This is a genomic window from Gottfriedia sp. NPDC056225 (assembly GCF_042267765.1).
Taxonomy (GTDB): Bacteria; Bacillota; Bacilli; order Bacillales; family Bacillaceae_G; genus Gottfriedia.
In genome coordinates this window covers 22,564-49,225 of record NZ_JBHJTJ010000008.1, presented here as the reverse complement: position 1 = coordinate 49,225, position 26,662 = coordinate 22,564, and the positions used below count along the sequence as shown (strand labels likewise).

At 33.7% G+C, this 26,662-nt stretch carries 21 protein-coding genes and 1 pseudogene; 19 read left to right on the top strand and 3 right to left on the bottom strand.

What is annotated here, in order from left to right:
• Window positions 1-12 precede the first annotated feature (12 nt).
• From ACFCYN_RS07915 to ACFCYN_RS07865, 11 genes and pseudogenes are all read left to right on the top strand, one after another.
• Window positions 13-1,221 (top strand): iron-containing alcohol dehydrogenase, encoded by a 1,209-nt coding sequence (locus ACFCYN_RS07915; RefSeq protein ID WP_375948609.1) that lies wholly within the window; start codon window positions 13-15, stop codon window positions 1,219-1,221.
• A 203-nt stretch (window positions 1,222-1,424) separates the two neighbouring features.
• Window positions 1,425-2,942, top strand: a complete 1,518-nt coding sequence (locus ACFCYN_RS07910) for a long-chain-fatty-acid--CoA ligase (protein WP_375948607.1) — start codon at window positions 1,425-1,427, stop codon at window positions 2,940-2,942.
• 59 nt (window positions 2,943-3,001) lie between these two features.
• The gene (locus ACFCYN_RS07905) at window positions 3,002-4,906 is read left to right on the top strand and encodes an alkyl/aryl-sulfatase (protein WP_375948606.1); all 1,905 of its coding nucleotides are present in this window, start codon (window positions 3,002-3,004) and stop codon (window positions 4,904-4,906) included.
• A gap of 151 nt (window positions 4,907-5,057) precedes the next feature.
• A complete protein-coding gene (locus tag ACFCYN_RS07900) occupies window positions 5,058-6,329 on the top strand; it encodes an MFS transporter (RefSeq protein ID WP_375948604.1) in 1,272 nt (423 codons plus the stop codon).
• Window positions 6,330-6,453: 124 nt separating this feature from the next.
• Window positions 6,454-6,843 carry a YidH family protein gene (locus ACFCYN_RS07895; RefSeq protein WP_375948602.1) on the top strand — a complete coding sequence of 130 codons (390 nt, stop codon included), beginning with the start codon at window positions 6,454-6,456 and terminating at the stop codon, window positions 6,841-6,843.
• Between the two features lie 137 nt (window positions 6,844-6,980).
• Window positions 6,981-7,268 carry an enoyl-CoA hydratase-related protein gene (locus ACFCYN_RS07890; protein WP_375948700.1) on the top strand — a complete coding sequence of 96 codons (288 nt, stop codon included), beginning with the start codon at window positions 6,981-6,983 and terminating at the stop codon, window positions 7,266-7,268.
• A gap of 1 nt (window position 7,269) precedes the next feature.
• Window positions 7,270-7,671: pseudogene (locus ACFCYN_RS07885) on the top strand (cation:proton antiporter domain-containing protein); the annotation flags it as partial.
• A 419-nt stretch (window positions 7,672-8,090) separates the two neighbouring features.
• Window positions 8,091-8,513, top strand: a complete 423-nt coding sequence (locus ACFCYN_RS07880; protein ID WP_375948600.1) for a hypothetical protein — start codon at window positions 8,091-8,093, stop codon at window positions 8,511-8,513.
• A gap of 133 nt (window positions 8,514-8,646) precedes the next feature.
• Window positions 8,647-9,069, top strand: coding sequence for a hypothetical protein (locus ACFCYN_RS07875; RefSeq protein ID WP_375948598.1), 423 nt, complete (start codon window positions 8,647-8,649; stop codon window positions 9,067-9,069).
• A 640-nt stretch (window positions 9,070-9,709) separates the two neighbouring features.
• Complete coding sequence (locus ACFCYN_RS07870) at window positions 9,710-10,189, top strand: glutathione peroxidase (protein WP_375948596.1); 480 nt, start codon at window positions 9,710-9,712, stop codon at window positions 10,187-10,189.
• Window positions 10,190-10,586: 397 nt separating this feature from the next.
• Window positions 10,587-12,050 (top strand): flavin monoamine oxidase family protein, encoded by a 1,464-nt coding sequence (locus ACFCYN_RS07865; protein ID WP_375948594.1) that lies wholly within the window; start codon window positions 10,587-10,589, stop codon window positions 12,048-12,050.
• Between the two features lie 320 nt (window positions 12,051-12,370).
• On the opposite strand, the gene ACFCYN_RS07860 is transcribed toward ACFCYN_RS07865, so the two are convergent.
• Window positions 12,371-13,291, bottom strand: a complete 921-nt coding sequence (locus tag ACFCYN_RS07860; RefSeq protein WP_375948592.1) for a LysR family transcriptional regulator — start codon at window positions 13,289-13,291, stop codon at window positions 12,371-12,373.
• A gap of 166 nt (window positions 13,292-13,457) precedes the next feature.
• Here ACFCYN_RS07860 and ACFCYN_RS07855 point away from each other — a divergent pair, with 166 nt between their 5' ends.
• Both ACFCYN_RS07855 and ACFCYN_RS07850 read left to right on the top strand, forming a co-directional pair.
• Window positions 13,458-13,928: a 2,4'-dihydroxyacetophenone dioxygenase family protein gene (locus ACFCYN_RS07855; protein WP_375948590.1), complete on the top strand. Its 471-nt coding sequence runs from the start codon at window positions 13,458-13,460 to the stop codon at window positions 13,926-13,928.
• Window positions 13,929-13,997: 69 nt separating this feature from the next.
• Window positions 13,998-14,771, top strand: coding sequence for an SDR family NAD(P)-dependent oxidoreductase (locus tag ACFCYN_RS07850; RefSeq protein WP_375948589.1), 774 nt, complete (start codon window positions 13,998-14,000; stop codon window positions 14,769-14,771).
• Between the two features lie 49 nt (window positions 14,772-14,820).
• Here ACFCYN_RS07850 and ACFCYN_RS07845 read toward each other — a convergent pair whose 3' ends face one another.
• A complete protein-coding gene (locus ACFCYN_RS07845; protein ID WP_375948587.1) occupies window positions 14,821-15,861 on the bottom strand; it encodes a 2,3-butanediol dehydrogenase in 1,041 nt (346 codons plus the stop codon).
• Window positions 15,862-16,080: 219 nt separating this feature from the next.
• Here ACFCYN_RS07845 and ACFCYN_RS07840 point away from each other — a divergent pair, with 219 nt between their 5' ends.
• The 3 genes from ACFCYN_RS07840 (at window position 16,081) to ACFCYN_RS07830 (ending at window position 21,691) form a co-directional block, all read left to right on the top strand.
• Window positions 16,081-16,644: a TetR/AcrR family transcriptional regulator gene (locus tag ACFCYN_RS07840; RefSeq protein WP_375948585.1), complete on the top strand. Its 564-nt coding sequence runs from the start codon at window positions 16,081-16,083 to the stop codon at window positions 16,642-16,644.
• 244 nt (window positions 16,645-16,888) lie between these two features.
• Entirely contained in the window at window positions 16,889-17,014 is a 126-nt protein-coding gene (locus ACFCYN_RS07835) for a hypothetical protein (protein ID WP_375948583.1), read from the top strand.
• A 477-nt stretch (window positions 17,015-17,491) separates the two neighbouring features.
• Window positions 17,492-21,691 carry a S8 family serine peptidase gene (locus ACFCYN_RS07830; protein WP_375948581.1) on the top strand — a complete coding sequence of 1,400 codons (4,200 nt, stop codon included), beginning with the start codon at window positions 17,492-17,494 and terminating at the stop codon, window positions 21,689-21,691.
• 158 nt (window positions 21,692-21,849) lie between these two features.
• On the opposite strand, the gene ACFCYN_RS07825 is transcribed toward ACFCYN_RS07830, so the two are convergent.
• Window positions 21,850-22,743 (bottom strand): LysR family transcriptional regulator, encoded by an 894-nt coding sequence (locus tag ACFCYN_RS07825; RefSeq protein ID WP_375948579.1) that lies wholly within the window; start codon window positions 22,741-22,743, stop codon window positions 21,850-21,852.
• A 127-nt stretch (window positions 22,744-22,870) separates the two neighbouring features.
• On the opposite strand from ACFCYN_RS07825, the gene ACFCYN_RS07820 reads away from it, so the two are divergent.
• From ACFCYN_RS07820 to ACFCYN_RS07810, 3 genes are read left to right on the top strand one after another with little or no spacing between them, the layout of a single operon-like run.
• A complete protein-coding gene (locus ACFCYN_RS07820) occupies window positions 22,871-24,049 on the top strand; it encodes a CaiB/BaiF CoA transferase family protein (RefSeq protein ID WP_375948577.1) in 1,179 nt (392 codons plus the stop codon).
• 50 nt (window positions 24,050-24,099) lie between these two features.
• Window positions 24,100-25,158: a zinc-binding dehydrogenase gene (locus ACFCYN_RS07815; protein ID WP_375948575.1), complete on the top strand. Its 1,059-nt coding sequence runs from the start codon at window positions 24,100-24,102 to the stop codon at window positions 25,156-25,158.
• A gap of 29 nt (window positions 25,159-25,187) precedes the next feature.
• Entirely contained in the window at window positions 25,188-26,636 is a 1,449-nt protein-coding gene (locus tag ACFCYN_RS07810; RefSeq protein WP_375948573.1) for an aldehyde dehydrogenase family protein, read from the top strand.
• Window positions 26,637-26,662 lie beyond the last annotated feature (26 nt).

Here is a 26,662-nt window from a genome sequence, read left to right as displayed (position 1 = left end):
GAAGGTGATCCCATGATAACATCATTTTTTCAGTTTTCGGTTCGTACAGTTGTAAACAGTGGGGCTGGAGCTCGTTCAATGTTACCAGAAATGATAAAAGGACTTGGTGGTAAAAGAGCAGTTCTTTACGTTGATAAAGGAATAACTCAAGCGGGAATTACAGATAAAATTAAGGAATTATTTGAAGCTATTCCTAGTGCAGTACAACTGGTAGGAGTTTTTGAGGACATTGAACAGGATGCAAAAGGTGAAATCATAAACCGCGGAGCTAAGTTCTTTAAAGAATGTAATGGAGATTCATTAATTGCAGTTGGTGGAGGAAGTGTTTTAGACACAGTTAAAGCAATTAAATGGATGCTTCATAATAAGGTGCATGATATTCGTGAAGAGCTTCTTGTTGGAAATTTAATGGAATTTTGGCCAGAAGCTCAGTATATTCCAATTCCACACGTTGCAATTGCAACAACAGCTGGAACTGGTGCAGAAGTGTCTCCAATCGCTGTAGTATTTAATGAAAAAATAGGAATTAAAACGAATATCCTAAATACATTCATTAGCCCTGATATGGCGATTTTAGATCCTGAGCTTACAGTTGGTTTACCGCCAAAAATTACAGCGTTTACAGGATTTGACGCATTAACTCATGCAATTGAGGCTTATTTCTCTCCTCAGTCGAATCCTATGACAGATGCATATGCACTTCAAGCGGTTCGTATGATTGTAGATAATTTACCTATTGCTGTTCATGAAGGAAATAACCTTGCGTCACGATCAAATATGTTAATGGCTAGTTCGATGGCAATTTCTGCTTTCAGTCTTTCTGTTAATGCGATTCCAGTTCATAATATAGCACACGTATTTGGAGCAAAATTCGGAATTCCTCATGGACTTGCAAATGCAGTGTTATTACCAAATGTAATGGAATCACTAGCACCATATTATTTGAAACGAATTCATGGTTTTGCCCAAGCGCTAGGCCTAAAAGATATTTCGGAAAAACCAGAAGAGTGCCTTGCAGAAGTTGTTTTATTCATCCGTAATTTACGTGAAAAAGTTGGTCTTCCTAGTACATTTGCTGATTTTGAGGTGAATGTCGATAATATGACATACATTGTAGCGATGGTTCATAGCGATCCTTGCGGAATATTCTTCAAAATTCCACCTGAAGTAATCGCAAAAGTTTCTAATGAAGTTGCAGGTTCTGGCTTAGTAATTTCATAATTTTTAATTATAGTTACCAGGCACCCTCAAAAATTTTGAAGGTGCCTCAATTATATTCAAATTTTATGTATACAGTTGGAAGAAATAATAATACGAATCTATCTCTATTTTTATAACAATTTCAATCAAGCTCTCTTAATTCAGTATTTTACTAGAATGTTGCCTACTAATGGTATGTAGTTATCAGGAGGAGAAATATTTTTATGAATTGGAATTTAAATGAAAGTTTAAGAAAAAGTGCAGAAAAATATCCAAATCGTAATGCAATTACATTTGAAAATAAAAATATAACGTATAGTGAATTATATTTACAAGTTGAATGTGTAGCATCTAGTTTAGTACGTAATGGAATCAGAAAAGGTGATAAAGTAGCCTTGGTATTAGGGAATTGTCCGGAATTTGTCATCGCTTTTTATGGAATTCTTCGCGCAGGTGGGGTAGTAGTGCCGGTTAACCCGATCTATACAAAAGATGAAATTTCATATGTTTTATCGAATAGCCAAGCAAAAGCTGTTATAGCAAATTTTACAATGGAAAAGACCATTGATTCTCTTAAATTAGAATTAAAACAGATCGAGATGCTTTACTATGTCGGATCTAATAATGCTGAATTCAATTGGGAGCGGTTGATTGTAAACAAATCAATAAGCAATGAAAATCCGTTAATTATGGCAGAAGATCTTGCTGTTATTTTATATACTTCGGGAACAACAGGAAGACCAAAAGGAGCTATGCTAAGTCACAGAAATATGGCATCAAATGCAGAGTCAATTGTTAAACTTGTCGAGTTCAAAGCAGATGATCGCATTTTAGCTGCCCTTCCAATGTTCCATGTATTTAGCATGACAGTTTGTATTAATACTCCAATTATGAGTGGTGCTAATATCGTAATTGTTCAAAAATTTAATCCTATTGAAGTCATTCATACAATTTTTAATGAGAAAGTGACATTATTTGCTGGTGTTCCAACGATGTATAACTTTTTATTACAATTAAAAGATTATTCAGCTGAGTATTTCGCATCTATGCGTGTATGTTTATCAGGGGGAGCATCGATGCCAGTTGAATTACTTCAGCGATTTGAAGAAAAATATAAGACTATTATTGCTGAAGGATTCGGACTTTCAGAAACAGCTCCTGTAACGGCATTTAATCCTATAAAAGGAATAAGAAAAATTGGGTCTGTAGGAATAAATATTCCAGGCGTTGTTAATAAGGTTGTCGACAAATTTGGAAATGAGGTCCCGAGAGGCGAAATAGGTGAACTAATTGTAAAAGGTCCAAATGTCATGATTGGATATCTTGGAATGCCTGATGCAACAACTAACGCCATAAAGAATGATTGGTTTTATACTGGTGACTTAGCAAAAATGGATAACGATGGATATATCTATATTGTTGATCGAATAAAGGACATGATTATTGTAAACGGATACAATGTATATCCAAGAGAAGTAGAGGAAGTTATCTATCAACATCCAGCAATTGTTGAAGTAGCTGTATTGGGAGTAACTGATAAAGATTACGGAGAGATCGTAAAGGCTTTCGTTGTATCGAATGATGAAAATATAACGGAGGACGACATACTACATTTCTGCAAGGACAAGCTTGCAAAGTACAAGCTGCCTAAACAAATAGAATTTAAGAAAGAATTGCCAAAGAATAATACAGGTAAGATTTTAAAAAGAGCTTTAAATGTAGAACAAGTGAAAGTTAATTAGTTTAATAGAGTATTTTCTGATAAAAACTTTTGAATATATATTAATTCATGGAGGTTATTATGACAAATAACATTTTAACTCAATCAATGCCCGCAACTTCTTTTACAAAAAAGGCTAATTTAGCAGTATATGATTCTCTAAATTTTGATGATAAGCAGGACTTCTTAGATGCAAACAGAGGATTTATTGCACCACTAGAAGCAAAGATTATTAAAGATGATTCTGGGGAAGTCGTTTGGGACATTGAACAGTTAAACTATTTAATTGACACTGCTCCAGAGACTGTTAACCCTAGTTTATGGAGAAATGCACAATTACAGGCTATTTCTGGTTTATTTGAAGTTGTAGAAGGAGTATACCAAGTTCGTGGTCAATCATTGGTAACGAACTTTTTTATTGAAGGAAAACATGGAGTTATTGTCGTTGATGCATTAGGAAGTAATGAATCAGCTGAAGCCGCGATGGAATTATATTATAAACATCGACCACAAAAGCCAGTAACAGCCATTATAATAAGTCAAAGTCATGCTGACCATTTTGGCGGTATTCAAGCTGTACTTAAATATGCTGAAAATCCTAATATTCCGATTATAGTCCCTCAATATTTTACAGAAGAAGCATTAAGTGAGAATGCACTTTTAGGTACGATCATGGCGCGTCGTGCAGAGTATCAGTTTGGAAAAGATTTACCAGACGGTACAAAAGGCTCTGTATCAGTAGGTATTGGCCCAACAATGGGATCAGGTACTATGAGTTTTCAGTTACCAAATGTTGTCATAGAAAATGAAATCCAATCGATGGAAGTCGACGGTGTAACATTTGAATTTTTATTAACGCCAAACACAGAAGCACCAGCTGAAATGCATTTTTATATTAGGGATTACAAAATATTATTTGTATCAGAGAATGCCAACAAATTGATGCATCAAATTTATACAGTAAGAGGAGCAAAAACGCGAGATGCATTACATTGGGCTAATTCACTGGATAAAACAATCGAATTATTTGAAAATGAAGAGATTGATGCATTACTCATGATTCATGCTTGGCCTGTATGGGATAAAGGTAATGCGATCAATCATTTAAAACTACAACGTGATTTATATAAATATATGCACGATCAGACGGTGCGCTTAGCCAATCATGGATATACGATGGATGAAATCGCTGAAATAATCAAACTTCCTAAAGAATTGGATACTTACTGGGGAAACCGTGGGTATTATGGAACTTTAAAGCATAATTCAAAGGGTATTTACAATTATTATTTAGGTTATTATAGTGCTCATCCTTCTGATTTAGATCCATTACCACAAGTGGAAGCAGGCCAAAAATATGTTGAATACATGGGCGGATCAACAAATATTTTGAGACAAGCAAAAGCTGATTTTGAAAAAGGTGACTATCGTTGGGTAGCTCAAGTATTAAAAAACGTCATTATGGCTGAACCAGAAAATTCAGAAGCTAAAAATTTATTAGCAGATGCATTTGAACAATTAGGGTATCAAGCTGAATCAGCTAATTGGCGCAATATTTATCTTGTAGGCGCATCTGAACTAAGATATGGAATTAATAAAGAAAATTCCCCGTTAGATGTCTCGGGAATCATTAAGAGAATGCCAGTCAATGAATTTTTAAAACTAGTAGCCGTTAAATTAAACGGTCCAAAAGCAGAGGGTAGAAAAATAACGATAAATGTAACATTATCAAACTCTAATCAGCTTTATACTTTATATTTGGAAAATTCTGTTTTGTTTTCCAGAGCAAATAAGTTAGATGACAATGCAGACGTTTCATTAACAATTGATCAATTTGCATTTTATGGAACTGTACTTGGGCTTCTTTCACCTGAACAAGCAGTTGGAGCAGGAAAATTGATCATTTCTGGTGACCAAACAAAATTGAATGAATTTTTATTACTTTTAGATGATTTCGAGCGCTGTATTAATATCGTAACTCCTTAATTAATAGAAAAAATAATGAATGATTCAATTTTTACAATAAGCATCTGCTCAATCATGTTCGAAAAAAATAGATTGTGCAGGTGTTTTTTCGAATGTATGTTTAATAAGGTTTATCGAAAAAGTATAGATTTGTTGAGAGGCAGGAGTTTGAATGAAAAGTTGGGCGAAATGGATTATTTTATTTTCACTTTTTATTATGGCTATTATTAATTTTGCAGACAAATCAATTTTAGGTTTAGCTGGAATTCATATTACGAAAGATTTGAACTTAACCTCTACTGAGTTTGGTATTTTAGGTAGCAGCTTTTTTTGGTTATTTTCAATTTTTGGTATAGTAGGTGGCTCTTTATCGGATCGTATTGGTACTGGAAAATCACTTGCTATTATGGCAATTGTTTGGACAATCGCACAATCTTTGGCTTTGTTTGCATCAAGTCTACCGGTTCTAATTATTAGTAGAATACTATTAGGTGCAGGAGAAGGCGCATTTCTGGCAACAGCAATTAGTCATATAAGTAAATGGTTTAAGCCACAATCACGTGGGTTCGCCATATCCATCATTAATTTTGGAAATGTTGTTGGAATAGCTGTTACAGCTCCTATTATCGTTTCTTTAGTATCAAATTATGGTTGGAGGCAAGCATTTTTTATTTCTGGTTTTTTTAGCTTTGTCTGGTTTATTTGTTGGCTTTGGTTAGGAAGAATGAAACCAACTGTTACTTTTGAAGAAGAAGTTAGTACATTGGAAATCAAAAAAGAGAATAATAGGAAAGATGTTTGGGAAGCTTTACGATCTCCTATTTTTATCTTTACAACTTTAATTGCATTTATTGCGTATTCATTCATTGTCTTTGGACTTACGTTTAATCCTTCGTATTTAATAAAGGTAAAGGGGTTATCTGAACAACAGTCAGCATCAGCTATTGCTATTTCTGGATTAATTGGAGCTATTTTAGCAATCGTACTATCTATCATTTCAGATCGTTTATACAAAAAAACACAAAGTTTATGGAAATCGCGTATTTTATTTTCTGCTATTAGTGTATTGCTAGCAGGTATTTTGTACTTATTTTATCCATTATTGAATGGTTCGGGTTCAATTATCATCGTACTTTCATTAGTAAATACACTGGTCATTACTGTTAACACACTTGCCCCAGCAATCGTAGTTAGTATACTTCCGCAGCGAAGAGGAGTTATGACAGGAACTTATTTTGGAATAATGACTTCATCGGGTATTATTACTCCGATTATTTTTGGGAAACTTATTCAAAATTCTGGTACAAATGTAGCAGGTGGATATAGCATTGCAATTTATGGAATGGCAATTGCTATGGTAATTGCAGCGTTATTAATATTCCTTTTCAGAAGCCGAAATCAACAAGCTTCAATAGAAAAGGATAATAAGCTAGTGAACCTCTAATGAGAGTGGTATAGAAGTATCAATGTAATCCTACTCAAAACGTCTATTTAATTATGGTAAAAATGTTCCGATTGAATTGTTTTAAAGATATTCTGAAGAAAGATATAAATATAGAGGTATGAATATGAATAATGCGTTAGAAAAGCTGAAAGAAACAATTGATTCTAAATATATACAACAGCATTTAGCAAATGAAAGAACGTATCTTGCTTGGGTAAGAACAAGTATAACCATTATGGGGGTTGGCTTTTTAATTACTAATCTTCATTTTTCTACTCTGGCTTCTAATGCAAAATTTGGAGACACATTATCAAGGATAATTGGATTATCATCGATTATTGTTGGAATTTTTGCTTTAATCATTTCAACGATCAGCTATTTTATCAAGGGAAATGATATTAATAATCAAACGTTTAAATTTTCAAGGATATTGGTTTTTTATTTATCGGTGGCCTTGGTTCTTATTTTTATTATTTTTGGAGCTTATTATTTAGATGTATGGGGATTGTTTTAAACTCTTCTCCTATGAGAATTTGCCAAAAAATGATCTTTGTTTTTGAGGATCATTTTTTAGATTTAGAGTATTAAAGTGAGAATGGATCAAATGATAAATGACTTTAATGTGGTATTTAAATATAGACTGGTGAGGTAATTGTTAATGAAGGTATTAGTAGAAAAAAAGATAAAGTTTGTACGATTCAAATCAATCGAACTAATGTTAGGAATGCAGTTGACCGTGAGACAGCACAACAGCTTGCTGAAGCATTTCGTGATTTTGAAAATGAAGAAAATCTACATGTAGCTGTATTGTATGGTAAGGGAGGAACGTTCTGTGCAGGCGCAGATCTAAAAGCATTCTCAGTAGACGATGGAAATTGTTTGGAAATAGATATGTCGAAAGAGGGTCCTGAACTTTCTATTATTTTACTAGCATCATAGCTTTTTGGGATTATTACTATCTGCAACGAGTGTAAGTATTTCATTACAAGTATTAAAGGAAATGAATAAATTAAAAACTAATTGTTCCTTACTTCCTTAAAAAATTTTCTACATTGCGTGTTACAGAGACAGTTAATTCATCGGCATTAATCATTTGTTTTATTTATGCATATATAGCTAAATAAACTGAGGTAGCAGCAATTATTGGAGCCTAAATTGCTGGTGTTTCAATAAGTGTAACGGAATTTATACATGAGGTTTTTGAAAAAATGAGACGATAAGTTATTCACTTTTTGTATCAGTTTTCTTTACATCAATCGGTGTTTCAGCAAAATTAAGTGGTTTTACTTGGAGAAATTCATTAGGAATAGGTTCGGCGATGGTATCACGAGGTGAGGTTGCGACCTAAAATATTCATAAATATTGAATTATACCCGTACTCTCTAATTGACAGGGTAGGGGTCGCTGGTTCAAGTCCAGCTGGGTTCATACCAAAACCTCTTGTATATCAAGAGGTTTTTTGTTTTATAACAGTACATAATTTATAAGGTAACAGTTTTATGGGGCAGAAATCCTTTATTGATATAAAAAGTTAGTATAATTTCTTATGCAACGAAAGGCAGTTTAGTTAAATAAGAAATTTAAGTTTAGGCGACGTGAAACATGACTTTGACCGATTAAGAGGGAGGAATTTGATATGAGTATTTCGAATATCGTAGAGATGATGTATAACAGAATATTATCTACACGGCATCAAACAAATTTTCAAATCCCACAATCGAAATTTATGATTTAATCGAGATGAGAGTCAGGAGGGATATTATGAAGAAAAGGTGCTTAGTTGGTTTTGTATTGATTATACTCGTATGCACTCTATTGGGGTGTATTAACAAACAAAAGAATTTAACGAGAATTGAATACATAAAGATGAGTGCAAACGGAACATATTCGGATACAGAAATAGTTACAGATAAGAAGAAACTTGAAAAAATAGAGTGTTTTTTCAGTAATATTAAATGGGAAGAAAACGTTGCAGTAAAAAGTAAACGAATAGCAGACTTTAAAGCAACATTATTCTATGAAGAAGAGAAAAATATGCCTGAAAAGATCTACGAGTATGAAATATGGTTCCACAATGATATCAACAAAGCTGTATTGATAGGAGACAATGATAAACAAAGTTATGTCATGTTGAACAAAAAGCTTTCAAAAGAATTGGAAGAACTCTTGAATTACGAAAAGTAGCATTATGCCTACTTAGGTGGGAAATAACTTATGCAACTAAACCAGCTAATGGTTTGTCAATAATTTTCAATAAAAAAATTATAGTATCATATAAGTTACATCGTGTTTTTTAGGATCGAAGGGATTGATACAATTGGAAAAATCAAGGTTCAGTGAAGCTGGAGAAACTATTTTTGAGTTTGTTGATAATGTTCTCGTCGAATGTCCACGTTGCAATAATTGTGCTAAAATGACCTGGGCACCTTTTAAATCAATTCCAAAGTTGGTTTGTGAAAAGTGCGGATTAGTTGCTGTTTCACCTATTGCAAGTTACGGTGGACCTGAGTTTTGTGGAGTAAGTTTATGGTTAAAAACTAGTTGCTGTAGCAATACACTATGGGCTTATAATAATGAGCATCTCGATTTTTTAGAGAATTATGTGAGTGCAAGCATAAGAGAACAATTACCTAACATTAATCGAAGTTTAGCTAGTAGACTTCCCTCGTGGATTAAGAGTGCTAAAAATAGAGAATCAATTTTAAAGTGTATTAAAAAACTTAGGAAACAATTGAACTAAATAGAGAAAAAAATAATGAATCTAATTCAGCTAACGCATGCTTTAGTTGAACAACGATAGACTACTTCGTGGCCTTTTTTGTTGCACTAACTGGGAGGTTAGTTCAATTAGAAATGCTAATATAAAGACATGGGCTAGCTTTTTTAAATACGCCTATCCATATTTCCCACATTATTTACTATATGATTCTACAACAATTAATCTTTTTTATACATTTTTTTATAATATATAAGATATTAAACAGATTCTATCAAACTGTTGGTTGCAGTCTTTCTCATACTCATTTATTATACAGGATATATAAACATTCATTAAACTAAGATCCCGTTCATTAAGAAGATAAATTAATGCAAAGAATGCAAGCGTTATTGGAATAGGAGCCCTAGAACAGCCTAAAAATATAATAAATATAGGCTCTGATTAAAATGTTTATTAATTTGGAAAAAAACTATATTAAATTAATAGAATCCGAATCTGCTAAGGGTAAATGATATCATTGATATTATTTTTGGTGTATTCACCTAGATTTACTTTAAAACACGTTGTTTTGCCAAATTTCCAGAAAAATATAGAAAAAAATATATTTAGAATCGCGACGATAAAAAAACAAATTTTAGATATTGGCAGGAGATAACTTTATATGAACGTATATGACTTCAACGTAAAAACGGCTAGTGGTGAAAAAAAGTCAATGGGAGATTTTCGTGGCAAAGTACTTCTGATTGTCAATACGGCAACCAAATGCGGCTTGGCTCCACAGTTTAATGAGTTACAGCAATTGCATGAGACTTATCAGCATGATGGGTTAGTTGTTCTTGGCTTCCCATGTAATCAGTTTAAGAATCAAGAGCCGGTAAATGACGGTGACATGGCACAGACTTGCCAACTTAACTTCGGAGTAACATTTCCTCTTCTTGGAAAAATTGATGTAAATGGGATGGATGCTGACCCACTATACAAGTATTTGAAGCAAGAAGCGCCGGGATTTCTAGGTTCACGCATTAAGTGGAACTTCACAAAATTTCTAGTTGATGCAAAAGGGAATGTCGTGAAGCGCTTTTCACCTGCGACCAAACCTCTAAAGATTGAAATGCAAATTAAAAAGTTACTAAAAAAGTAAAATAGATACTCCCCGACTTCACCCAGTTCATCGGTCAAGTCGGTTTTTTTCGTTTGCGATTATTACCCACTAAAGTTAAAAAGTTAAAAGAGGTGTTGGCCTGTTGTTTCATTTCAATTTATTCTAATTATAAGATTGTTCATATTTCCAACGGTAAGATAAACATTAACAGAGGCTAAATATTTATATAAAAACCTTATTCAAACTAACATACCCTTTAGTTGTACAACGATAGACTGCTTCAGCAGTCTATTTTTTTGCAAACTGACAGATTAGATAAATAAGGATTTACTTCTAATTTGTAAAATAAAAGAAATAATTCCTGAAATTCTATCTCAACTTACAATTGCATAACATTTTATTGATATTTATTCTTTTAGAAGAAGAGGTGAGATCTTTGATTCAAAAGTTACTGCTTTCAATGGATCAAATGATTTACATAATTCAAAATGGATTACAAAAAACGAATTCCCCGAAACATGTCACCGTAATTGGTGCAGGAATTTCCGGTTTAGTTGCTGCTTCACTTTTAAAAGAAGCCGGGCATAAGGTTACTATTATTGAGGCAAATAACAGAATCGGGGGGAGGATATACACAAAAAGGGAACCTTTTATAAATAATCAATATATAGATCTTGGGGCAATGCGTATACCTTCATTCCATTATTTGGTAATTGAGTATATAAAAAAATTTAATTTGCATGTAAATGAATTTATAAATAGTACACCTAATGATTTGATTTACATCAATAATGTATTAACAAATGAAAAAAATTATGGAACAAATCCAGACCAGTTAAATTATAATGTTACCCCTAGTGAAAAAGGAAAAACGGCATCAGAATTACTATTATTAGCAGTTAGTCCAGTCATTGATTATATAAACCAAAATCCTGAGAAGAATTGGGAAAAAGTTGTTCAAATGTATGATCAATATTCAATGTATCAATTTTTAAGATATAACCCTGTTGGTGTATCCTTATCAGCTGAAGCAATCAATATGATAGAAACAATGGTTGGATTGGAAGGATTTTCTGAACTTGCATTTACTGCAATATTAAGAGAAGTTTTAGTACTCCTAACTAAGGATCTAAAACTTTATGAAATTACAGGGGGAACGGATCATCTTATTAATGGATTTTTACCACAACTTAAAGACGATATTATTACAAATCAAAGAGTGAAAAAAATCATACAACAAGAATCGAACGTAACGATTTATACAGAAAATCAAATACTTAATACTGAACATCAACTTACAAGTGATTTTGTAATTTCTACAGTTCCTTATACTTTATTGAATTTCATAGATTTACTACCGTATGAGTCTGTTTCATATGAAAAGAGAAATGTTATAAGAAAGATCCATTATGCAAATTCAACCAAAATAGGTCTTCAATTTAAAACGAGATTTTGGGAAAAATATGGATTAAATGGTGGTAAATTAACAACAGATTTACCAATCAAGTTTGCCTATTTTCCTAGTCATGGTCAAGGGTCGGCGGATGATACTGGGATTATGCTAGCTAGTTATACATGGGAAGATGATTCTAGTATTTGGGATAATATGACACAGGCAGAACGGATAAAAATTGCTTTGAATAATCTCTCATTTATATTTGGAGATCAAGTGTTTTCAGATTTTTTAATAGGATACTCGCATAATTGGTCAGAATTTCCTTATGCTGGAGGAGCTTTTGTCATGTATAAACCCGACCAAATTAAAGAGTTTGGTCAGTTTATTGGTACACCAGAAGGAAGAATTCATTTCGCAGGATCCCATTCGTCAACTACACCAGGTTGGATTCAAGGTGCAATTGAAGCAGGAGTTAGAACAGCGTATGAAGTTAATAATAGATAGATTCTTAATACCATATCCTGAAAATATAAATTAATCATTACACTTTTTTGGCATTATGAAACTGGACCCATTTCATTTTTTAAAATAGGTCTTTTTTTATGAATGTACAAAGAGTTAAACTATTGCTTTGAATGACACTTTACATCCAAGATTCTCTAATCGTTTAATAGATTGCTTGATGACAATTTCTTTTTTGTTTATCAAAGTAGTCGGCACCAAATACAATAGAGGCGACTCTTTTGTTTAATATGTAGTAAGCAATTGTTAATATAGTAGTAAATTGGTCTGCAAAATTTCAACTACCGGTGAAATTACTAGGCTTAATTGAACTGAAATGTTTGTTCAAACGAATGCAATTCTTTTTTTAAGTAATCAGTAAATTTATCAGTGATCAAAGTAGTTTTTTTATTATTGGACCGAACTAGTCCAAAAGGGACATAAGAAGAAGCAATATTTTCAATTGGTATGGAAATAATTTCACCGTTTAATATCGTCATTTCATCGATAATCGAGTTATCCGTTACAAGTGTAATAGCAATTTCCTCCTTAACGGCAGCTCGAATTGCATCTACATTATTTGTTACAAATAAAAGTTTTAAGTCGAATTTCTCCATTAAATTCTTTGTAAATGAAAGAATGAAATCATCTTCATACAATACAATTGCTTCATTTTCCAAATCTGTAATCTTAATCGATTCTTTCAATGCCAAACTTGAGTTTTTACTGACGCAAATTCGTACGTGACTATTGTATAGTAATTCAAAGGGAATGTTATTTATTTTCTGCGAGAAATTGTCGAAGAAATTAATAAGTCCGATATCAAGTTTGTTGTAATTGACTGCTTCTAGAATTTCTTTCGAGTTTTTTTCTGCAATATTTAATTGAACCTTAGGATGCTCTTTTCTAAAGTTAGCAAAAACTCTTAATATAATCGTCATGAACCCTGGTATAGCTGCGATTCGCAAGACACCACTCAGTTCTTCATGGAAATGATGTGCATTTTTCCTCAACTCATCAGCCTTCTCCAAAAGTTCTTTAACTTGTATCATTAATTTTTTTCCTTCAAATGTAAGTATTGTACCATGTTTCGATCGAGTAAAGAGAGTTACCCCTAATTCTTTCTCAATGCTAGTAATTGCTTGACTGATTGTAGATTGTGTAACATGTTGGTTCCTTGCTGCGATTGAAATGGACCCTGTTTTTGAAACTTCATAGATATAGTTCAATCTTTCAATATTCATGCTATCCCATCTCTTTATATTAAATTTATTTATAGAAGTCATTAAAAGAATTAACTTTTATAAATTATAAAGCCATCCTATAATAAATTCAAATAATTCAGAAAAAAGAGTTTGCAAAAAAATCTTTTTCTTGAATTATCACCACTATTAAAGGGAGAGATAATTAATGACAACGAAAGAGAATCAAGTATTAGATGCAAACTATGTAGCAGATGAAAGTGTACCTTGGATTCCTTTTTTCGGGAACGAAATAAAATTTCACAAGATTAATATGGTTACAGGTGAGATTTGTGTAACTATGAAGTCTAAGCCAGGTAGTCAATTACCACCTCATGTGCATCACGGTACGGTTATTGTATGTACATTGGCAGGTAAATGGGGATATCTTGAGCATGATTGGGTTTCGAAAAAACATGAAGTTGTTTATGAGCCCGCTGCTTCTTTACACACATTTTATACTCCAGCAGATTGTGAAGAAGATACAATTATTTTCAATGTTATTAATGGAGCACTTGAATTTAAAGATGAAAAAGGAGATACATTCCTAATCTTAAACTGTGCCGGATCGCTTCAAATGTACCATGATCATTGCGAAAAGGTAGGAATACAAAATCCAGTTGATATTACAAAGTTTTAATTATAATTGTACTTATCATTTTTTTGGTAAGTACTTTTTTGAGAATTTACTTTGGAAAGGAGAAATTATATGAAACTAGCAAATAAAGTGGCAATTGTTACAGGTGGTAGTGGTGGAATTGGACTAGCTACAGCTAAAAAACTAGTATCTGAAGGTGCTAAAGTTGTAATCGCTGATATTAACGAAAACGGTGGCCATAAAGCTATAGATGAAATAAATCGCGAATTAGGTGGGGAAGTACTATTCATTAAGACTAATGTAGCAGAATATGAGGATGTTGTGTATTTGGTTGATAGAACGGTAGAAGTCTTTGGTGGACTAGATATTATGTTCAATAATGCTGGATTTGCAAAACCGGTTCCTTTGCTTCAACATGATCCTGCTAATGATTATCATCCAATTGTTGCTGTTAATCAAAATGGTGTCTATTATGGAATTCTAGTAGCTGCTCGCAAAATGGCAGAGCTTGGGGTAAAAGGAACAATTATCAATACGGCCTCTGTTTTTGGTATTTTACCTGGTGAGCTAACTTTTACTTATAATGCTACTAAAGCTGCCATTATTAATATGACATCCTCTGCAGCAATGGAACTGGGGCCACAGGGTATCCGAGTTATTGCGATTGCTCCAGGACGAGTAAATACACCAATTTTATCACCATATAAAGACTTTGGTGTTTGGGAGCAGATGGTAAGTGAACAAATGCGTTCAACCCTAACAGAACCTACAGAAATTGCGAATGCTGTAGCTTTTTTAGCTTCTGAGGAATCAAATTGTATCAATGGAACGTGCGTCAATCTAGATGATGGATATAGTTCGTTTAAAGCAAGATTATTCGTTTAAATTAGAAAATCCTGCATTCTTTTTGGGAATGCAGGATTGGTTTAAAGCATTATAAATTTGAACGCTTAGGCGTTACAAGGATTTTTACTTGTGAACGGTCATTAAGAACAGCTTCAAAGCCTTCTTCAACAATGTCGTCTAAGTGGATTTTTTTTGTAATAATTAAATCTTCTTTTATGATTCCTTGGTTAACTAGTTCGATAACTTCTGGGTAAATGTTGCTATATGTCATAGTAGTAGAGATTTTTTTGTTTGTCATCATGGCTACATTAGGATTAAATGTTACAGGTTTTTCCCATAAACTGATAACTTTTAACTCACCGTTAAATTTTACGCTATTAAGTGCTGCCTCAAAAGTTGGTTGAACGCCAGCACATTCAAACGATACATCAACACCTTTGCCATTTGTTACTCCGAATATTGTTTCAACAGGATTTGATTCCATCGGATTGATCGTGTGTGTTGCGCCTGATTTTAGAGCAACTTCTCTACGGTGGTCAGAAACTTCTACAGCAATGATTTTAGAAGCTCCTGCTGCTTTTAATGCTTGGATAAGAAGTAAACCAATTGGACCAGCGCCAAATACTGCGACAGCATCACCAAATTTATATTGGCTTGAACGAATAGCTTGTGTTACAACCGCAACAGGTTCAACTAAGGCTGCTTGTTCAAAATTCATTGTGTCAGGAATCTTATAAACACGATCTACAGGAGCTACGATATATTCTCCGAACCCACCGTCGTTTAAGATAAGACCAAAGAATTGTGGTTTTTCACAAACATTATAATTACCTGTTTTACAAGAGTTACAAGTCCAACAAGGAACAATAGGTTCGATCACAACACGGTCGCCAATTACAAAATTAGTGACATCTTCTCCAATTTCAACGATTACACCTGAAAATTCATGCCCCATCGTAACGTTAGTTCCAGATGGAATAACCATCGGTCCAGCTAAGTATTCATGCATATCACTACCGCAAATGCCACACCATTCAATTGCTACTTTTACCTCATTCGATTTTGTTTCTGGATTCGGCGTATCAACAACTCTGATATCTCTTGCACCATAAAATTTAGCAGCTTTCATTAATTCTCTCTCCCCTTGGAATTACTTTTATAAAATATTAAATTTTAATTATTAAAGCGCAGATATGTATGCGCTATTATATTTTGTATAATAAAAGAGTTTGAGAAAGGCTACAACCAACAGACTTATAGAAACTGTTTAATATTCGTCAAATTAATATAAAATGTATAAAAAATGATTAATTTTTTGAAGGAATCATTTGCTAAAGGAAGTGAAAAGATGGACAGGCGTATTATTAAAACTAAAAAACTGATTAAAGAAGCATTGTTTAAATATGCAGTTGTAAAGGGGATAGAAAATGTAACTGTGCAGGATATAATTAAAGAAGCAGATATTAACCGAGCAACTTTTTATTATCATTATAAAGATAAGTTTGAATTACATAAGGAAATAGTCGATGAAACGTTAGAAGGATTAGTAAATGACCTTGTCATTCCTTATCGAGTTCAATCATTTGCAGATATTATCTATCCACCTGTTTTAGCCGTATTTGAACATGTAAAGAAACATGCTAAAGTGTATAAAATTTTATTAAGTAAAAATGGATTGCCGGAATTACGATGGAAAATGTTAGACGTTCTTAAACACTCAATTCAGAATAATATTGCTCAATTAAAGGAAAATAAGATTGAAGTGACTTTGGATAAGTGGTTTTTGGAAAGCGTTATCGCTGGAGCACTCGTCGCATTGATTATAGATTGGGTTGATGAAGATTTACCAAATGAACCTAGTTTTATGGCAGATCAAATGGTTTTGATGTTGACTAAAGGAATTTATAAGTAGAATAAGTTGGTCTTCTGTATTTAGTGTAAAAGCAGAACGGAATATCCAAGAAATTCCTCGCTAAAAAACCAAGAATTATGCATTAAACAATTATTAGACTGCATTCCTTAAAATATGGCTAACTATCGGTTATCCAACTTCTATACTAAGGAGTGCTGTCTAATGTGCATATTTTGTCGTAAATCTTTTCTTATTACCTTATCGGATAGATAAATCAAATGCAGTCGATCCAGTATGGGGAAGTATGATATGGAGGCCATCTGCTCCATGTTCAACTGAGCAAGCTGCTGAGTCTATCTTCTGGTTAGCGACAATGACCAGGGGACCTAAAAGTGGAGTTTTTAGAGAGGGAAAACGAATTGATTGGTAACTATCTCCCTTAATAAAATTAAATGTATAAAAAGTATGAGAAAAAGTGCATTATTCCTTAAACGGAGTAATGCATTTTTTTACAAACATACTGAAAAGATTTATAAAATACATACCATTCATCGTCAACAGGCTATAATTGATCCGATTGTTCAGGTGTAATATTGAAATGTTTAACTATAGAGGTAATTTGAACTAACTTTAACTAACATGAGTACAATTTCTTATTTATAAACTTTCTTACAGCTCTATATAATAAGCCGGCAATTAGTTTGATCCTGATTAAAACACCGTGAAGATAGTGGTAGACTGTTTTCCATTTGATAAATGAGTATAGTTCTATTTCTCTATATAACTCTATATTTACTTCTCATAATTAATATCTAATGTTTTTCATAGATAGATAATAATACAATTTACTTGTTTTTACAGAAAAATTAATTTTTGTAGAAAAATTTAAATTGGGAGGATTTAAAAGATGGGGAAAAAGAGCAATAAAAAACTATTAAATAACACGACAGCTGTTGCACTGTTGACTAGTAGTATTTTTGGGGCAATTAGTTTAAGTAACAACTTACCACAAGTAAAAGCACAAACAAATCAAAATGCAGAGTCTATTTTGGCTTCTTTAACACCTGGGCAACTAGATGCATTAAAAAAATCAGAATTGAATCAGGCTACTGGATTACAATTAGATCCGAAAGTGGATTTAACAAGTACCAAGCCGATATCCGTTATTGTTCAATTTAAACAGGCTCCACAAAATGTTGCAGTAATTCAGTCTAAGCTTCAAGGAAAGACGTTAACAAATAGCCAGGTGAAATCAAAAGTCGAGGCTTCCCACGCTGAGTTCAAGAATGATGTTTCGACAATATTTAAAGAGGAGGTGCAAAACCGTAAAAGTTCAATCGCAATTAAGCGTGAGTATAAAAATGTATTCAATGGTGTTTCGATGGTGATACCAGCAAACAAAGTAAGTGATTTATTACAATCAGAGCAGGTACAAGCTGTTTGGAGCGACGATTTTGTTAAATTAGATGAACCAGATTCAGATGTGACTATTCAAGGGACAAGCTCAACTGAAGGAATGGCTGAAAGTAATGAGTTTTTAGGAATAAATCAGCTTCATGAAGAAGGATATACAGGTAAAGGTGTAAAAGTAGGGGTCATTGATACTGGAATTGATTATAATCATCCTGATTTAAAGGATGCTTATAAGGGTGGTTATGATTTTGTTGATAATGATAATGATCCAATGGAAACAACGTATGCTGATTGGAAAAAATCAGGACAACCTGAAACTAATGGTTCTTCTGAATATTATACTGAACATGGGACACATGTTTCAGGAACAATCGCTGGTCAACATAAGAATAATTCACAATATGCAACGACAGGAATTGCTCCAGATGCAGATCTTTATGCTTACCGTGTATTAGGTCCTTATGGAACTGGTTCACAAGCTGCAATCTTAGCAGGGATTGAAAAGTCTGTGACAGATGGAATGGATATTATTAATTTATCATTAGGAAATAATCTTAACGATCCATTGTCACCTTTAAGTATAGGAATTAACAATGCTGTACTAAGCGGTGTAACTGCGGTCATTGCTGCTGGAAATTCAGGAGACGGTGAATATACAGTCGGTTCACCAGCCACAGCAGCACTGGCACTAACGGTGGGTGCAAGTGATGTTCCTATGAATATTTCAACAGCAAAAGGATCAGTACATTCTGGAAATAGTACGTTGCCAGTTGATTTACGTTTATTAGCGAAAGGATTTGAAGGTAATATCGAATCCTTAAAAGATATGGAACTGCCAATTGTAAATGTAGGACTTGGTAGTGTTGGTGAGTTCAATGGGATTGATGTAAAAGATAAGGTTGCTTTAATCCAACGTGGAACTTATACAATAAACGAAAAAATTGAAAATGCAAAATACAATGGAGCCGCAGCTGTTATAATATGGAATAATAATCCTGATGAAGGTTTTATTGGAGCGTATTTAGGAGAAGGACAAACATTTATACCAACATTTAGCATTTCAAATGCACAAGGAATTAAATTATCTGAACAAGCAGCAAGTAATAGTGCTAAGTTCGTTATTGATGAAATTGGCTCAATGAAATCTGATGGAGATCACTTAGCTGCATTCTCTTCTAGAGGTCCCGTTAAAAATACTTATGATATTAAACCTGAAATAACAGCTCCAGGAGTTTCAATTTTATCTACAGTTCCTTCATATATGCAAGGTCCAGATTCTATAGGAACTTATAAAAACGCATACGCACGATTAAACGGAACATCAATGGCAACACCACACGTAACTGGAATTGCAGCTTTATTAAAGCAAGCAAATCCTACGATGACGCCATCTGATATTAAAGCTAACTTAATGAATACAGCTGATCCACTTAAAGAAGATTATAGTGTCTATGAAGTAGGTGCGGGACGTGTAGATCCAGTTGAAGCGTTGAAATCAAGCTTAGAAATTGTCGTACATGACACAACAAAAATGTTTGATGGTGAGAATCAATTAGTAGATATCGAAAATCTTACAGGTGCATTAAGTTTAGGTGCTTATGTTGATTATGGAAAAAAATACAATGAAACGCATATCATTACATTGCAAAATAAAACAAAAGCAACAAAAACGTATAATGTAAAAGTGAATTTTAAACAACAATCATCAGAAGCAAAAGATGCAAAAGCAAATGGTGTTAAATTAACAACTGATTCAACAATAACAGTTGCTGGTTCAAATAAAATGGATTCCCAAATAAACTTAACGATCCCAAATACTGCTAAAGCAGGAGTATATGAAGGCTATATAACTTATACGAATCAAAAGGATCCTGAAGATACATACCAAGTTCCGTTTGCATTCCGATATATGAAAGAAGGAATTGGAGACATATTTACGAGAATACCGATTATGACAGATGATTACTGGTATGAGCGCTTTTCGCCAGTAATGAAGAAATCGACAAGTGTATCGTTCACTATAACTGCTCCAATGCAAAGAGTTGATGTTATTTTACAAGATGCTAAAACTGGTCAAGATCTCGGTTATATTGCAGGCGCAGACGCTTCGAATTTATTCGAAGGTAGTTATCTTCAATTTTCACCAATTTTAGGATATGGAAAATATTATCCATTTACAGGTAATGCTAATTTCCCAATTTCAGATGATACAGTAACGGCACCTCCAGGTCATTACAAACTTAAATTAATTGCTACCGGAAAAACTGGAAAAACATATACTAAGTCGGTTGATTTTTTTATTAAGAATACAGGGCCCAACTTAACACTTGATACACAATCTAATGTGATTGAATATGAAAAAGGGCAAAAAACATATAAAATTTCTGGTACACTTTTAGACTCTGCTATGAAAGAAATCCAAGATGCGGGTCTTGCTTATATCCATGAACCAATCACCCAGGCTGATAATGCACTTACAGTTTATCGCTATGAAAATGCATATGATCCTAAAGCTCCATCAACACTACCTTACGCATATGTCGAAGTTGGAGAAGATGGGAAATTTAGTTATGATGTTGAATTAGATAAACCTGTTAAAGAGATACAGGTTTTAGGTCAAGATAATGCAGGAAATGCTCCTGGTAATACGAGCTATCACGAATCACCGATTTTAACGTTTATTGAAAAAGGAACGACATATATACAAACTAGACCAGAACAATCTAGTGTTGGTTATAACTCATCATTTAACAATACTATAAGTATAAAGAATGCAAAAGATTGGGTTGGAGGAACCTTTAATATTACGTATCCAACAAATACTTTAAAACTAGGTGAAATTAAGCCAAGCCCAGAATTAGAAAAACTGGGGAAAGTTACAATTACTACTAAAAATGAAGCGGCTACATCTTCCTATTCTAATACAACAGTGCAGGTAAAACTTGAAGGAGAAAACGTAAAAGCTGTTAACGGAGACTTGCCTTTGTTTACAGTTGAAGCTAAATCAGGAGAAAAACTAACATATGCTTCAATTACAGCATCTGTGAGAGCAAACAATGCTGTAGCAATCAATTCTTCTGGAGAAACAGATAAATTACCAACTGATTCTAGTAGAAAAGTTAATATTTTACCAGATTATTCTCAAGAGACATTCCTTATGAATATGCAAGGTGTTAAATCTGGAACTCGTAATATGAATCAAGCAGGTGTTGTATTAACGGCAGTAGATCAAGATGGAAAAGAATTTTCAGGTGCATTCACTACTTCTGGAAAGAATACAACAGATTATTTTGTAGTTGATAAATTACCAATAACAAGTAAGACAATTACGCTAAAAGCTAAAATTCCTGGTCATACTTCTGCATCAAAAACAGTTCAAATTGGTCGCGATTACTATGGACAGTGGATTGGCACACAGCGTACTGAGGATGTTCGTCCATCATATGCAGGTGATGTGAATGGAGATGAAGTAATTGATATTTTAGATGCGTTTGCAATTGAAACATTTTGGGGTACTAATAAACGAAGTGCCGACATTAACTTTGATGGAATTGTTGATATGACAGATTTTGCATTTGTAGAACAAAACTTTCTGTTCAGTAATCCAGAAGTAGATAATGTAGCAACACCTAAGAAAGCATTTAAAGGTAAGAAGCTTGCGGATATTAAAAAAGAACTTGAATCAATGAACTAAGGTTTGATTTTAGCAAAATTATAGATAACCGTAGTAATTTAAATTAGATATTAAATGAAAGGCAACTATCTCATAAAATGATAGTTGCCTTAGTAGTAACATTTTTAATTCATAGAATCGATATTAAGTTAGCATCTGCATAATAATATATCTATTTTTTAAGAAGTAGTTAATTCTAAAAATCTAACAAATTCAGTAGCGACATGTCTGTTTACTTTGTTCTTTGATTGAATCCATCCAAATGGGATATTTGTTTTAAATGTACCAGTTAAAGGAATAAGAACAAGATCACCATTTTTTACCGAGATATCGTCTTCCAATGAGATGTCCAAAACAATTGCAGTCGCTAATCCACCAATAACAGTTTTTTTTATAGTTTCCATATTATTTGATGTAAACATAACATCCGCCTTGCCATACATTTCAAACAGCTGGTGAATAAATCTTTTTACATTTACACCATTATACAAGGAAAGAGGTTCATGAAGAAGCTGTTCTGGTTGTATTGTTTGGTGCACAGATAAAGGAGAATTCTTATTCACACAGGCGTGTATTCTTCCGTGAAATAAAACAGCTGATTTTAAATCTACTTCTTTTGTCATTTCCTCGTTAATAAATGTAATGCCTACATCGACTTTTTCGTTTCGGATATTATCAATAATTTCATTGGCTGGTTGTTCTGTAATTTCTAGTTGGACAGCTGGAAATGCCTTTTTGAAAATAGGAATTGTCTTGTCTAATATTTTTATTAATGGACTTGGGCTGGCAGCAATTTTTAATCTTTCGTTCAAGGTTTTATGTAGTTGAGCCTTTTCTTTCAACAGTTTTATTTTTGCCAAAGCTTCATAAGCAACTTTTACAATTTCCTCACCTTCTATTGTAAGTAATGTTCCAGACTTAGAACGAGAAAAAAGCTGTATGTCTAATTCATTTTCCAAATTACTAATAGATCGACTAATACCGGATTGAGTAATTCCTAAATTCTCTGAAGCGATTGCAAGTGATTTTGTCTTAGAAACTTCTAGTATATGTTCTAATTGTTCAATATTCACGTAATGTCCCCTTTTAACATGATTTTTAATCAATTATACTTGATTAATTTACGTTTTACATGCTAAAAAATCAATTATATAATTATTTTTATAATATTCAGTATTTTAAAAAGGAGGAACCTTCGATATGTTTTCTGGAGTTTTAAACGGTATTAGAATCCTCGATATATCAACAGTTCTGGCAGCACCACTCGCATCCAATTTATTGGGTGACTTTGGAGCAGAGATTATTAAAATTGAACAACCTGGAAAAGGAGATGCAAGTCGAAATTGGGGTTCAAATACTTGGAAAGTCACTAATCGAAATAAGAAATGTATTACCTTAGATTTCCATAAAAAAGAAGCCGTCCAGATTTTGTATAAGTTAGTGCAACAATCAGATGCGATCATTACGAATTTTAGACCAGAGACCTTAAGGCAATGGAAAATAGATTATGAAGATTTGATTAAGGTAAAGCCAGATCTTGTCATGTTGCATTTTTCTGCTTTTGGAAGAAGTGGTCCCAGAACTGAACAACCTGGTTTTGCGAGAGTCGCAGAAGGTTTTTCAGGTTTAATGAATATGACAGGGTATCCAGATGATAAACCAATGCCTTCTGGATTTGCCATAGCTGATGGGTTGGGGGGAGTTTATTCAGCATTTTCTATCATGCTGGCATTATATCATTATAAACAAACAGGAGAAGGGCAATTAGTAGACCTGTCCTTATATGAGCCACTATTTCGCGTGATGGAAGATATTTTAATAGATTATGATATTACAGGAAATATAAGAAATAGAGTAGGAACACATAACCCAGGTGTTGCACCAAATGATTTATATCTTACAAAAGATAACCACTGGGTTATTCTACCGGCCTCAACAGAAAATATGTTTAAGAGACTCATGCAAGCTATCGGTCATGACGAACTTATAGAGGATTCTCGATTTTGTTCAAATGCTCTTCGAGTAAAACATCGAGATGAACTGGATCGTTATTTAAAATCGTTCTTCTCTCAGCATACTTATCTAGAAGTAGATGTTTTGCTAGATAAATATAAAATAGCACATGGTCCAGTATATTCCATTGAAGATATTATAAATGATTCTCATTACTTAGCGAGAGAGAATGTATTATCAATTTTTGACTCTCAGTTAAATAAACACGTGAAGGTGCAGGGGATCGTGCCTACAATGTCTAAAACCCCTGGTCAGGTTAAATGGTTATGCCCAGAAGTAGGGGCACATAATGAGGAAATCTATATTAATCTATTAGGTTTTAATAAAGAGAAAGTGAATGAGTTAAGAGCATTAAGTATTATTTAAAATTCTTGTTTTGGAAAATGAAAACGTTTTAAAAAGGAGCGAGGTTATTTATGAAAGGGAAAATGGCATATCAAATCAAACCATTACAGGTTGAAGTAAGAGAGTATGATCTTGAAAGTGATTTACAAGACGGATCTATTTTATTAAAAGTATTACAAACAAACGTATGTGGTTCAGAATTACATATTTTCAAAGGGGACCATCCCCTAAAACAGACTGGAAAAATGGGTCATGAGATGGTTGGACAAGTTGTACAAATAGGTGCGAACGTTAAAACTGATTCTGCAGGAAATAAATTGGAATTAGGAGATAGAGTAGTACCGGTTTACTTCGCAACTTGTAATAAGTGCAGAGAATGCTTGAATGGTAACCACCATCATTGTGAGCATAACTTTAAGTATGATGTGGGGACTTTTGCATCTCACTATGAAGTTCATCATGATCAGTATTTTTTCAAAGTTCCTGACACTGTAACCAACCAGGAAGCAGCTAGTGCCAACTGTGCATTATCTCAAGTTTTATTTGGATTGGATAAAGTTGATATTAAACCTGGAGATTCATTGGTTATTCAAGGTGCTGGTGGGCTAGGGTTAAATGCGTGTGCCGTGGCAAAAGAAAAAGGTGCATACGTCATTGTAATTGATACTGTCCCATCGCGTTTAGCAGCAGCAGAATCATTTGGAGCAGATGTAACTATTAATATAACAGAATATAATACAGTCGAAAAACGAATGTACCGTGTACAAGAACTAACTGGTGGAATTGGAGCAGATTATGTATTAGAGGTATCAGGAGTTCCAGAAGCATTTAGTGAAGGGATTCATCTTGCTAAAACAAACGGTATATACGTGACAATGGGAAATATAACAGTAGGTAAAAAAGTAGAAATTGACCCAGGACTATTGGTCAGAAAAGCGTTACAAATTATTCCGGTTAATCGCTATAATCCTGAGTATTTATTTAAAGCCTTACAATTTTTAGAAAGAAACGCAAAAAAATACCCGTTTGAACAGTTATTAGATGCCTCATTTACATTAGAAGAAGTAGAAGTAGCATTACAAAAATCACTTCAAAGAGAGGTAACACGAGCAACAATTATCATGGACTAATTTAAACTTTAGTAATGGAGGAAGTTAACATGATTGAGATGGAAGAAATGAAGATATTAGAGAAGTATAGTCACTTTATAGATGGGACATGGAAGACACCAAAACAAAACAAATATTTTACTAATATGAATCCTGTTACTGGTGAAAAGCTTACATTTGTCGCAAGGGGGAGTTCAGAAGATATCGATTTAGCTATTAAGAATGCTGAAAAAGGATTTGAGACATGGTGTGCTTTGAAGCCAAGTGCAAGAGGCCAAATTATAATGAAAATAGCGGAACGAATCCGTGAGAATCAACACAGACTGGCATTCTTAGAAACCCTTGATACAGGAAGGCCATTATTTTTATCGATGCAAATGGTTGAAAGCTCAGCTCGATTTTTTGAATATTTAGGAGGCGCTGCTGATAAAATTTTTGGAGATGTGATTCCAGCTCATAATGATTATTTGACTTATACTCTTCGTGAACCTTATGGAGTAGTCGGAATTATTATTCCTTGGAATGCACCATTACAAACGGCTTCTCGAGATGTTTCTGCGGCCTTAGCAGCTGGAAACGCGGTTGTTTTGAAGCCAGCTGAACAAGCAGGATTATCAGTTTTAGAGCTAGCAGCCATTTGTATAGAAGCAGGATTACCACCAGGTGTATTTAATGTAGTAAATGGATTGGGGAATGAAGCGGGGAATGCACTTATTCACCATCCTTCAATTCAAAAGATTACATTTACGGGGTCGGTACAAACAGGAAAACATATTATGAAGGCTGCTGCTGAACAGATTGTGCCTGTAACTGTTGAACTAGGTGGTAAGTCACCTAATATTGTATTTGAGGATGCAAATTTGACTGAGGCTATAAAAGGATCGCTTAAAGCGTTTTTAGCAAATAGTGGACAAGTTTGTGCTGCTGGAACTCGTTTGTTTGTACAAAGGAGTATTCAGGAATCATTTGTTACAGAGTTAATTGAACAGGTAAAGGGAGTCAAAATTGGCAACGGGCTCACGAATCCAATGATGGGACCATTGATCTCTGATAAACAACTAGAGCGTGTACTTCAATATATAGATATTGGAAAGAAAGAAGGAGCCACTTTAGAGTACGGTGGTAAGCGGCTCTCACAAGATGGCTATTTTATTGAACCTACTATTTTTACGAATGTAGATAATTCCATGAAGATTGCAAGAGAAGAAATCTTTGGTCCAGTCGTAAGCATCATTCCATTTGATACTGAAGAAGAAGTGATTGCACTAGCAAATGAATCAGAATTTGGTCTTTCAGCATCAGTTTGGACAGAAAATATTCATAGAGGCCATCGAGTAGCCAAAAAAGTACTCGCTGGGCAAGTGTATATAAATGATTTCATGCCAATCGATGTAGAGGCCCCATTTGGCGGTTACAAAAAAAGTGGCATTGGACGAGAAAAGGGATTGGAATCATTACTTACTTATACACAGGTTAAAACAATTACCACAAAAATGTAATGGTTTCACATGTAGAAACTGCATTA